General features: G+C 61.1%; 15 protein-coding genes. 13 read left to right on the forward strand and 2 right to left on the reverse strand.

From position 1 onward, the window contains the following. The 11 genes from ACEW8G_RS12870 to ACEW8G_RS12920 form a co-directional block, all read left to right on the forward strand. On the forward strand, nt 1-811 hold an 811-nt coding region (locus ACEW8G_RS12870; RefSeq protein WP_373488810.1), incomplete at its 5' end, for a circularly permuted type 2 ATP-grasp protein. A 31-nt stretch (nt 812-842) separates the two neighbouring features. Next, the gene (locus ACEW8G_RS12875; protein ID WP_373488811.1) at nt 843-1,784 is read left to right on the forward strand and encodes an alpha-E domain-containing protein; all 942 of its coding nucleotides are present in this window, start codon (nt 843-845) and stop codon (nt 1,782-1,784) included. 16 nt (nt 1,785-1,800) lie between these two features. Continuing rightward, entirely contained in the window at nt 1,801-2,610 is an 810-nt protein-coding gene (locus ACEW8G_RS12880; protein ID WP_373488812.1) for a transglutaminase domain-containing protein, read from the forward strand. Nucleotides 2,611-2,727: 117 nt separating this feature from the next. After that, nucleotides 2,728-3,459, forward strand: coding sequence for a peptidase (locus ACEW8G_RS12885; protein ID WP_373488813.1), 732 nt, complete (start codon nt 2,728-2,730; stop codon nt 3,457-3,459). A gap of 69 nt (nt 3,460-3,528) precedes the next feature. Beyond that, the gene (locus ACEW8G_RS12890; RefSeq protein WP_373488814.1) at nt 3,529-4,929 is read left to right on the forward strand and encodes a sorbosone dehydrogenase family protein; all 1,401 of its coding nucleotides are present in this window, start codon (nt 3,529-3,531) and stop codon (nt 4,927-4,929) included. Nucleotides 4,930-5,028: 99 nt separating this feature from the next. After that, nucleotides 5,029-5,223 (forward strand): hypothetical protein, encoded by a 195-nt coding sequence (locus tag ACEW8G_RS12895; RefSeq protein ID WP_373488815.1) that lies wholly within the window; start codon nt 5,029-5,031, stop codon nt 5,221-5,223. A 6-nt stretch (nt 5,224-5,229) separates the two neighbouring features. After that, the gene (locus ACEW8G_RS12900; RefSeq protein ID WP_373488816.1) at nt 5,230-5,550 is read left to right on the forward strand and encodes an HPF/RaiA family ribosome-associated protein; all 321 of its coding nucleotides are present in this window, start codon (nt 5,230-5,232) and stop codon (nt 5,548-5,550) included. Nucleotides 5,551-5,740: 190 nt separating this feature from the next. Beyond that, nucleotides 5,741-6,247, forward strand: a complete 507-nt coding sequence (locus ACEW8G_RS12905; RefSeq protein WP_373488817.1) for a hypothetical protein — start codon at nt 5,741-5,743, stop codon at nt 6,245-6,247. Further along, the gene (locus ACEW8G_RS12910) at nt 6,228-6,575 is read left to right on the forward strand and encodes a hypothetical protein (RefSeq protein ID WP_373488818.1); all 348 of its coding nucleotides are present in this window, start codon (nt 6,228-6,230) and stop codon (nt 6,573-6,575) included. Before ACEW8G_RS12905 ends, ACEW8G_RS12910 begins: the two co-directional genes overlap by 20 nt. A 102-nt stretch (nt 6,576-6,677) precedes the next feature. Beyond that, nucleotides 6,678-7,604: an SPFH domain-containing protein gene (locus tag ACEW8G_RS12915; RefSeq protein WP_373488819.1), complete on the forward strand. Its 927-nt coding sequence runs from the start codon at nt 6,678-6,680 to the stop codon at nt 7,602-7,604. A gap of 5 nt (nt 7,605-7,609) precedes the next feature. Next, nucleotides 7,610-7,813: a toxin-antitoxin system HicB family antitoxin gene (locus ACEW8G_RS12920; protein WP_373488824.1), complete on the forward strand. Its 204-nt coding sequence runs from the start codon at nt 7,610-7,612 to the stop codon at nt 7,811-7,813. On the opposite strand, the gene ACEW8G_RS12925 is transcribed toward ACEW8G_RS12920, so the two are convergent. Both ACEW8G_RS12925 and ACEW8G_RS12930 read right to left on the reverse strand, forming a co-directional pair. Continuing rightward, a complete protein-coding gene (locus ACEW8G_RS12925) occupies nt 7,814-8,509 on the reverse strand; it encodes a L,D-transpeptidase family protein (RefSeq protein WP_373488820.1) in 696 nt (231 codons plus the stop codon). A 117-nt stretch (nt 8,510-8,626) separates the two neighbouring features. Next, nucleotides 8,627-9,325, reverse strand: coding sequence for an arylesterase (locus ACEW8G_RS12930; RefSeq protein ID WP_373488821.1), 699 nt, complete (start codon nt 9,323-9,325; stop codon nt 8,627-8,629). Between the two features lie 20 nt (nt 9,326-9,345). On the opposite strand from ACEW8G_RS12930, the gene ACEW8G_RS12935 reads away from it, so the two are divergent. Further along, a complete protein-coding gene (locus tag ACEW8G_RS12935) occupies nt 9,346-10,056 on the forward strand; it encodes an ABC transporter ATP-binding protein (RefSeq protein WP_373488822.1) in 711 nt (236 codons plus the stop codon). Then, on the forward strand, nt 10,053-10,265 hold a 213-nt coding region (locus ACEW8G_RS12940; protein WP_373488823.1), incomplete at its 3' end, for a hypothetical protein. The genes ACEW8G_RS12935 and ACEW8G_RS12940, both read left to right, overlap by 4 nt.

Below are 10,265 nucleotides of genomic sequence, written 5' to 3' on the forward strand. Positions count from 1 at the left end.
TGCTGCCAGCGCGCCGCGCGCCTGCAACGGTTCGCCCGAGATCGCAGTGCTGACGCCCGGCATCCACAACAGTGCCTATTTCGAACACAGCTTTCTGGCCGACCAGATGGGGGCAGAGCTGGTCGAGGGGCACGACCTGCGTGTCATCGATGGCCGCGTGGCGATGCGCACGACCCAGGGCTATCGCGCGCTCGATGTGATCTATCGCCGGGTCGACGACGATTATCTCGATCCCTTGAGTTTCCGCCCCGATTCGAGCCTGGGCGTGCCTGGCATCATGGATGTTTATCGCGCCGGCGGCATCACGATTGCCAATGCCCCCGGCACCGGCATCGCCGACGACAAGGCGCTTTACAGCTACATGCCCGAGATCATCGAGTTCTACACTGGAGAGAAAGCGATCCTTGAAAACGTGCCGACATGGCGCTGTTCGGAAAGCGATTCGCTCGCCTATGTACTCGAGCATCTGGCCGAGCTGGTGGTGAAGGAGGTGCACGGATCGGGCGGCTATGGCATGCTGGTGGGACCAGCCGCGAGCCGCAAGGAACTCGCCGCCTTCCGCGACAAGCTCAAGGCGCGCCCCGGCAACTATATCGCGCAGCCCACGCTGGCGCTCTCCACGGTGCCGATCATGACCCGGCAGGGGCTCGCCCCGCGCCACGTTGATCTGCGCCCGTTCGTACTGGTCTCGCCCAACGGCATCGACATCACGCCGGGCGGGCTGACGCGGGTGGCACTCAAAAAAGGATCGCTGGTGGTCAACTCCAGCCAGGGCGGCGGCACCAAGGACAGCTGGGTGCTCGACGAATGATGCGTGTGTTTGCACAGTTGGGGGCCCGCTGATGCTGGGCAAGACCGCAGGCGGGCTGTTCTGGATGCAGCGCTATCTTGAGCGCAGCGAGAATGTCGCGCGGCTGATCGACGCGGGCTTTCGCATCGCGCTGACCCGGTCTGAGGCGGCCGAGGACGAGTGGACGTCGGTGCTCACCACCGCCGGGGTACGCAAGGCGTATCGCGCCAAATATGACAAGGTCGATGGCTCCAGCGTGATCAACTTCCTGCTGCGCGACAAGGCCAACCCGTCGAGCGTGCTTTCGGTCATCGAAGGCGCGCGCAACAATGCACGACTGGTCCGCACCGCGCTGACGCGCGAGGTGTGGGAGGCGACCAACGAATGCTGGATGACGGTGAAAGAGGCGTTGCGCACCCAGATTTCGGACAACGACCTGCCCGATGTGCTCAGCCTCATCCGCCAGCAGAGCGCGCAGGTGCGCGGCACCCAGAGCGGCACGATGATGCGCAACGACATCTATTTCTTTTCACAGCTGGGGGCGTTCGTGGAACGATCCGACAGCACCGCGCGTATTCTCGACGTCAAATATTATGTGCTGTTGCCTTCATTGTCTTATGTTGGCTCGGCGCTGGACAATGTGCAGTGGGAAACGATCCTGCGTTCGGTTTCGGCCTATCGCGCGTTCCGCTGGTTGAACCCCGGTGAAACCAATCCGCGCAACATTGCCCAGTTCATGATCCTTGACCAGGTGATGCCGCGCTCGCTTGCATTTTGTGCGCGGCGCATGGCCAATGCGCTCGAAGCAATAGCGCGCGAATATGGTGACAGCGGGCCAAGTCTTGAGCTGGCGGTCAAGCTGCGCAACGATCTTGAAAATGCCAATATCGACATGATCGTCGACAACGGTCTGCATCAGTTCATCCAGGATTTCATCCAACGCAACAATGCGATTTCGGCGCAGATCGAACAGGAATTCCGCTTTAACCAATAAGGGTCTCGCCACAAGCATGCGTCTGCATATCGTCCACCGTACATCTTATCATTATGACAGCCCGATGCCTTATGCGCTGCAAAGGCTGCGGATGATTCCCAAGGATTCGGCGGGGCAGCGCGTGGTCCGCTGGACAACCGAAGTCGAGGGCGGATCCAAGCAGGTCGAATATATCGATCAGCACAACAACCATGTCGAGCTGTTCAGCTTCAACCCCGATCAGCATGATGTCCACATTCATTGCGAGGGCGAGGTCGAGACGAGCGATCATGCCGGGCTGGTCGGTCAGCATGGCGGCAGCGCGCCCCTGTGGTATTTCAATCGCGAGACACCGTTCACCAAACCGGGGCCAGCGATCCGCAAGCTGCTGCGCAGCTTCGATGATCCGGGCGCCGCTGATGGCGATGCACCACGTTTGCATGCTCTGTCAGCACTTGTGCGCGAGGGTGTGGCCTACGAGGTCGGCCAGACCGGTGCCACCACCACCGCCGAAGAGGCGCTCAACGCGGGGCACGGCGTCTGTCAGGATCACGCGCACCTGTTCATCACGCTGGCACGGATGCTTGGCTATCCGGCGCGCTATGTCAGCGGTTATCTGCTGATGAACGACCGGGTGGAACAGGATGCCGGGCACGGCTGGGCAGAGGCGCATGTCGATGGGCTGGGCTGGGTCGGGTTTGATATTTCGAACGGTTATTCGCCCGATGAACGCTATGTCCGGGTCGCGACTGGCCTCGACTATCGTGAGGCCGCGCCGATTGGCGGCATCACCTTTGGCCGTGGCGGCAATGAAGCGATGGTGGTTTCGCTGCAGGTGCAGCAGTGAACGGTTATCCACACCCTAAATCGATGACCACGCCACATGCGGATGATTCGCGCTTGACCGCTTCTTGCCCTTGACCCTTTATACACAATCATGAGGGCAAAAGGGGAGGCCGTACCAATGACGTATTGTGTCGGTATGCGGCTCGACAAGGGCCTGATCTTCATGTCGGACACGCGCACCAATTCAGGCGTCGACAACATCAGCGTCTTCAAGAAAATGTTTACCTGGGAGACGCCGGGCGAACGCTATATCACGCTGATGACCGCCGGCAATCTGGCGACCACGCAGGCTGTGGTGAGCGTATTGGAAGAGCGCACCAAGGTGCCGCACGAGCGCAAGCCATCGATCATGGAAGCGCCGACGATGTTTCAGGTGGCGCGGATCATCGGCGAAACGCTGCGCGAAGAGATCGCGCGGATGAAGGCCGCTGCAGGCCCAAACGCCACCACGACGTTTAGCGCATCAATCATCGTCGGTGGGCAGATCAAGGACATGGATCCCAAATTGTTCATGGTCTACCCCGAAGGCAATTTCATCGAAGCCGGCGATGACACGCCGTTTTTCCAGATCGGTGAAACCAAATATGGTCGCCCTATCCTGGTGCGTGCCTATGACCGTGACATGTCGTTCAACGATGCAATCAAACTGCTGATGGTGTCGTTCGATTCGACGATCAAGGCGAACCTGTCGGTCGATCTGCCGCTTGATCTCCAGATTTATGCGCATGGCAGTTTTGCGGGGCGCAACCGCCGCATTCTGGCGGATGACCCCTATTATAACCTGATCGCCAACCAGTGGAGCGAGGCGCTGAAAACTGCGTTCCATTCGCTGCCCGATTACACCGGCTGACGATCCAAAGCCGCTGGCTGCAGGCGATGATGCTTGCGCCCGCGCGCGCGGCACCCTAATTTGCTTGGCATGACCAACAAGACGCGCAACATCCTTATTTTTCTGGGCCTGACGACCGCGATTGTCGGCGGCGCAGGCTGGTATTTCCTGAGCGGCGATACCGCCCGGCTTGAGATCGCCGAGGTGTCCGGCCCATCGCCCGTGATCGGCGCGCCACGCAAGGAAACATTCCCGACGATCAACATCGCATCGGTCGACGTCTGGCAGGCTGATGAGGCTCCGGTGGCCGCTAACGGCCTCAAAGTTGTGCGCTTCGCTCAAGGATTGGACCATCCGCGATCGATGCTGGTGCTGCCCAACGGCGATGTGCTGGTGGCCGAAACCAACAGCCCGCCGCGCAAGAACAAGGGCATCGAAGGCATGATTATGCGCTTTTTGATGTCCAGCGCCGGGGCCGGTGGTGCGTCGGCCAACCGAATCGCGCTGCTGCGCGACAGCAACGGCGATGGCGTGTCGGATGCCAAGTCGGTGCTGATCGAGGACCTCAACTCGCCCTACGGCATGGCGCTGGTGGGGGAAACGCTTTATGTTGCCAACACCGATGCGCTGATGGCCTATCCGTTTACGCCGGGGCAGACCAAGATCACCGCAGCCGGACGCAAGATCATCGATTTGCCCGCGACAAAGCCCAACAACCACTGGACGCGCTCGCTGATCGCCAATGCCGATGGCAGCAAGCTGTATGTCGGCATCGGCTCTGCCACCAACGCTGCGGAAAAAGGGCTTGAGGTCGAAAAGGGCCGGGCGCGGATCATCGAGGTGGATATCGCGAGCGGAGAAGCGCGCGACTTCGGCGTTGGCCTGCGCAATCCGGTTGGCATGGCGTGGGAGCCATCATCCGACACATTGTGGACCGTGGTCAACGAACGCGACATGCTGGGTTCTGATCTGGTGCCCGATTATTTGACCCAGGTCGATGTCGGCACGCACTTCGGTTGGCCTTGGAACTACTGGGGTGGCTATGAGGATTTCCGCGTCGAACCGCGCCGTCAGGACCTGCGCGAATACACCCGCCGTCCCGATTATGCGCTGGGCAGCCATGTCGCGCCACTCGGCCTCGCCTTCGCGAGCAAGGCGACGCTGGGCGGTCCGTTTGCAAGCGGCGCATTTGTGGCGCTGCACGGGTCCTGGAACCGCAAGCCTGCCGCCGGATACAAGGTGGTGTTCGTGCCGTTCGGAGCGGATGGCAAGCCTGCGGTGACGCGCGATGCGCAGGACAAGGTCACCGGCGGGCTGCCGGTCGATGTGCTCACCGGCTTTTTGCAGAATGGCAAGGCGCGCGGTCGGCCCACCGATGTGGCGGTGGACACCACGGGCGCGCTGCTGGTCAGCGATGATGTTGCTGGCATCATCTGGCGGGTGAGCAACCCTGCGGCTGCACCAAAGCCTGTAACGACAGCTGCGCGATAAGCGGTTGATTTGGAACCCTTTTGAATTCCCGAGCGTTTCACGCATATGACTGAAAAAAAGCAGAAATCATCACCGCCAGCCGATCAGCAGCCTGATCAGATGGCCCTTTCAGAACAGGCGCTTGCCATGAAACAGGCGGGCGAGAGCGAAGGTGATCCGGAATATCTGGGTCGCCAGACCGATACCCCCGGCGAAAGTCGTGTCGCTGCCCCCAGTGATCACAATCCACCGATGGGTGCGCTGGATGCAGAAGGGCATCGCCCCGTCCTTGAACGCTCCAGAAAGGTTCGGTGAATATCCATGAAGATCCAATTTAACACAGACAATCGCATTACGGGTGACGAAACGCTGGCGGCGGAAGCCGAAAGCATCGTCGCTTCGCGGCTCAACCGCTTCGCCAACCGGTTAAGCCGGGTGGAAATCCATTTGGCTGATGAAAACGGGCCGCGCGGCGGCAGCAACGATATCAGTTGCACAATTGAAGCTCGCCCTGAAGGCGGCAAGCCGGTGATGGTCAAGGGCAGCGCCGGTCAGGCCGATGCGGCCATCCGCGATGCCAGCGACAAGATGCAGGCACTGCTCGAAACCCATTTCGGCAAGCTGCGCAAGGCCCAGCGTTAATCGCGTACAGCAAAATCGGGCATTCGTTTGCGGATTTAAGATCGCCTCGGGCGGTCTGCAGGCCTGATCAGCCCTCGCGATTTCTTCCTAACTTACGTTAATAACTTGGCAACCGTCCGGTTGCTAGATGAACCCACCTGCTCGTTTCGAACCTGGAATATAAACCTCACATGTCAAAGAGTGGAGCGATATGACGATCCGAGCTTTCCCGCACCAACACGACGAGATGGTTGCCATCGCTGAAGCCATCCTCACGACTGTCAAAGCCCGTATTGAAACCAGCAGCAGTGATGCAGACAGCCAATTGCCCGCGCTGCGTATGGCACTGTCGCGGCAGGTCGCGACCCATTGTGCCGCCGAGGTCGAGTTGCTGCAGGAACACCTGAAACTCAACCCCAAGGTTGCGGTCGATAGCGCGCCGCTGATCCGTCGCTTTTTCGACGAACTGTTGTCGTGGCGATGTTCACTTATGGAGTGCAATGCATCCTGGCCAGCAAAGCGGATCGCCCAGGAACCCCAAGGTTTTGTGGAGGTGTTCACACCGCTTGTTGAGGCCTTGCGTGCGCGCGTCGCGTGGGAAGAGAGCGAATTCTACCCCCGGGTTTTGGGGCGCACGATCACGCGTCGGCCAGCCGCCAGCGCGATCAGGCCGCCTCTGCTGTCCGGCTGCGGGTCACGTGGAACAGTGGCTGCATAGGCTGGGCCGCCACATCGGCGAGCGGGATCGCTGTGGCGCACGTGGCGCATTCAGCGCTCATCCGCCCGACATGCCAGTGGCGCCCGCCACAACCGGGGCACACATTGGGCTCACCCTGCTGATAAAGCGGCATAAAGCCGCGGCCGGCGATGCGCCGCGCGAAGGCACGACCAGTGGTCATCGTGGCGGCTGGGGCAAAATTACGGGGCAAAAATTGCATCGTCATGGTCTGTTCCTTACCTCGCCAAAACGCACCATCGGCGAAACGGTTCCTGGTATCGATGAGCCGAGTAACATGGCGTGGATGAACGCTATCCGAATCGCGTGATGTGATTGCTCGCACAAAATCACATTTTGCCTTGTCACCGATTCAATATGATATAAATATGATATCATATTTTGTGATTCGTCAGACAGGGGGGACAATCGGATGACAGACCGGGTTTTAACGCGCGGTGGCAGCTCGAGCAGCGGTGGCGGCGGGGACGCAATGGTGGCGAGCAGCGAACGGCCAGCCACCACCTTTAACGGCTATATGTTTTTGCTGCTGTTGCTGGCGACGGTCGTTGTGCCAACATTTTTCGTTGCGACGGCCCAGGGAGATGGCGCGCGGCTGGTAGCCGCCGTTGTCGGCGTGCTGGCATTCCTGTTCGTGTTGCCGGGCTTTTACATGCTCAACCCCAATGAGGCCGCCGCGATCCAGTTGTTCGGCAGCTACAAGGGCACCGATCGCACCACCGGATTGCGCTGGCGTTGGCCATGGCTCAGCCGCAAGAAGATTTCCGCGCGAGTGCACAATGTGACATCTGAAAAGGTGAAGGTGAACGATCTGCGCGGCAACCCCATAGAGATCGCGACCAATGTCGTGTGGCGTGTGCACGATACCGCCAAGGCGCTGTTCGATGTTGAAAACTATCAGGAGTTTGTCGACATCCAGATCGAAAGCGCCGTCCGGGTGATCGGCGCGCGCTATCCGTATGACGATTTCAATGTCGATGAGGTGACCTTGCGCGGCGATGCCGAAGAGGTCAGCCATGAGCTCGAAAAGCAGCTGCAGGAACGCGTTGCGGCCGCCGGCGTTCAGATTGATGAATGTCGTTTGACCCACCTCGCCTATGCGCCCGAGATTGCGCAGTCGATGCTGCGCCGCCAGCAGGCCGAGGCGGTGATCGCGGCGCGTGCGCGGCTGGTGGAAGGCGCGGTGACCATGGTTGAACATGCGCTCGAACTGCTCAGCCAGAAAAACGTCGTGAACCTAGATGATGAGCGCAAGGCGGCGATGGTCTCAAACCTGATGGTGGTGTTGTGCGGTGAGCGCGACACCCAGCCGGTGGTCAATGCCGGGTCGCTTTATTGATCGACATGCCCGCGAGCCCCAAAAAGCCCTTCGCCCTGCGGATCGAGCCATCGCTTTATGATGCGCTTGAGCGCGCGGCGGCGCATGATCTGCGCAGTGTCAACGCCCAGATTGAGGTGCTGCTGCGCGAGGGGCTGGCGCGGCGCGGGGTGAAGCTGGCGGCACCTGAAAATCGCCCGCGCGGACGCCCGGTAAAGCACTCTGATTGATCACACTCCGGCGACCGAATCGCCGATGCTCATGCGCTGGCCATCGGTGATGATCACGATGTCGCCGAGCGTCACCTGCTCGAACAGCATCTTGGCGAACGCGGTCGGCACGCCAATGCAGCCGCGCGTGCCATAGCCCCATTCGACATCGCTGCCGTGCACCGCGATGCCGTCATCGGTCAGCCGCAGCATATAGGGCATCGGCACGTTGTAGAGGTTTGAGACGTGATTTGCGCTCTTCTGGGTGATCGGATAGGCACCCAGCGGGGTCGGCTTTTCGGGCGTGCCATACATGATCACCGCCACGCCGATCTCATGCCCGTCGCGGAACACCGACAGAGTCTGCGCGGTCAGATCGACGGTGATCAGCAGCGGACCTTGCGCAGGCGCGTTGCTCTCGTCCCAGTAATAATTGCCATGGCCAAGTGGCCCATCGATGGTAAGAACGCTCTTGATCTGATAGCCGATTTGCTGCGGGCTGGTGGCTGCGGCCTGGTCTGCAGTCAGCGCGATGGTTTCCGGGGTGTTGGTTGGGCCAGTACCGGGCTGGGCTCCGGGCAACGCCGCCACTGTCAACGGCTGCAAGTTCTCGGTCGCAGGCGTGCTTGTCAGCACCGCGGTCACGAGTAGCGCCAGCCCGGCCAGAATGCCGCCACCGATGATCCTGCGTCCGTGTGTTATGATCCATCCAGCCATTAATCGCGCTCCGCATGCCACGCATCGTGACATTTACGGAATAGTAACCAATTGGCAGCGCAGTTGCCAGCGCCGCGTGGGCGCTGTTCCGCAGCGGGACGCGGGGATAACGAAGTGTTAACGCAACTCCTCGGCCACGATGCCGGTCATCTTCGTGACCACCCGCGCGATGCCTTTGGCATTGGGGTGGACGCCATCGGGCAGCATCAGCGTGGAATCGGTGATGATGCCGTCCAGAAAGAACGGATAGAGCGGCGCATCGTATTTTTGCGCCAGCGTCGCGAAGATCGGGTTGAACGCCTGCGCATAATCTTGCCCCAGATTGGGCGCGGCAACGATGCCGGTGAGCACCACGTCGATGTCGCGACGGTCGAGCTCGGCCATCATCGCGTCCATATTGGCGCGGGTTTGCTCCGGGTTGATACCACGCAGCATGTCATTGCCGCCCAGCCCGAGGATGACCAGATCGGGTTTGCGCGGCAGGCCATCGAGCGCGAATGCCAGTCGCTGCAAACCTGCGGCGGTGGTGTCACCCGAGACCCCGGCATTGTGCACCGAGACCTTCAACCCCTTGTCAGACAACGCTTTTTCAAGCTGTGCGGGGAAGCTTTCGCCCTGCTGCACGCCATATCCGGCATACAGGCTGTCGCCAAAGGCCATCACCAGCCTGGTGTCGGCAGCGGGTGCGCCGGCGGTTGACGGGGCGTCACGCCGTTCGACAGGCGGTGCACTGGCGTCGTCAGACGGGGCAGAACAGCCGCCGGTGCAATGGACAAGCAACAAAGCCGCCCCATATAGGATGACATCCCGTTTCAAAGCGAAAGCCCTTTCATTCCATGCACGCCCCGCAGACGCGCTCCAATATTGCCATTGCCGCGCGCAATGTCACCCTTTCGCTTGGCGATAAAGCCAATCCGACGCTGATCCTCAAGGGCATCGATCTCGATATCCCGCTGGGGCAGAGTGTTGCGCTGCTGGGGCCTTCAGGATCGGGCAAATCATCGCTGATGGCGATCCTGTCCGGGCTGGAGCGCGCGAGCAGCGGCGATGTCACCGTTGCCGGGCTCGATTTCGGCCCGATGGACGAAGACGCGCTGGCGCGTGCGCGGCGCGGACGCATTGGCATCGTGCTGCAGGCGTTTCACCTGCTGCCAACGATGAGCGCGCTGGAAAACGTCGCGGTTCCGCTGGAACTGGCCGGGCTGCCCGATCCGTTCGGCGTGGCGGCGCGCGAGCTTGAGGCGGTCGGGCTGGGCCATCGGCTGACGCATTATCCCAGCCAGCTTTCGGGCGGTGAGCAGCAGCGCGTGGCAATCGCCCGCGCAATGGCACCGGGGCCGGATATCATCTTTGCTGACGAGCCGACCGGCAACCTTGACGGCACCACCGGCGATGCGATTATCGAGCTGCTGTTTTCGCGGCAGAAGCTAAGCGGATCGACGCTGCTGATCATCACCCACGATCCGGCGCTGGCAACGCACTGCGACCGGGTGATCGAGATGCGCGACGGCCTGATTGTGGCGGACCGTGCGGGCAGGGCGGCGTGAACTGGCCGCAGATCTGGCGCATCGCGCGGCGTGATCTGAGCGGGCGGTTTCGCGGGCTGCGGCTGCTGATCGTCTGCCTGTTTTTGGGCGTGGCGACGCTCGCCACCATCGGCAGCTTGACTGCATCGATCACCGGCGAGCTCGCGCAGCGCGGGCAGTTGATTCTGGGCGGCGATTTCGAGGTCTCTATGTCGCAGCGCGCGGCGAGC

It is taken from the genome of Blastomonas sp., from assembly GCF_041747255.1.
Taxonomy (GTDB): domain Bacteria; phylum Pseudomonadota; class Alphaproteobacteria; order Sphingomonadales; family Sphingomonadaceae; genus Blastomonas.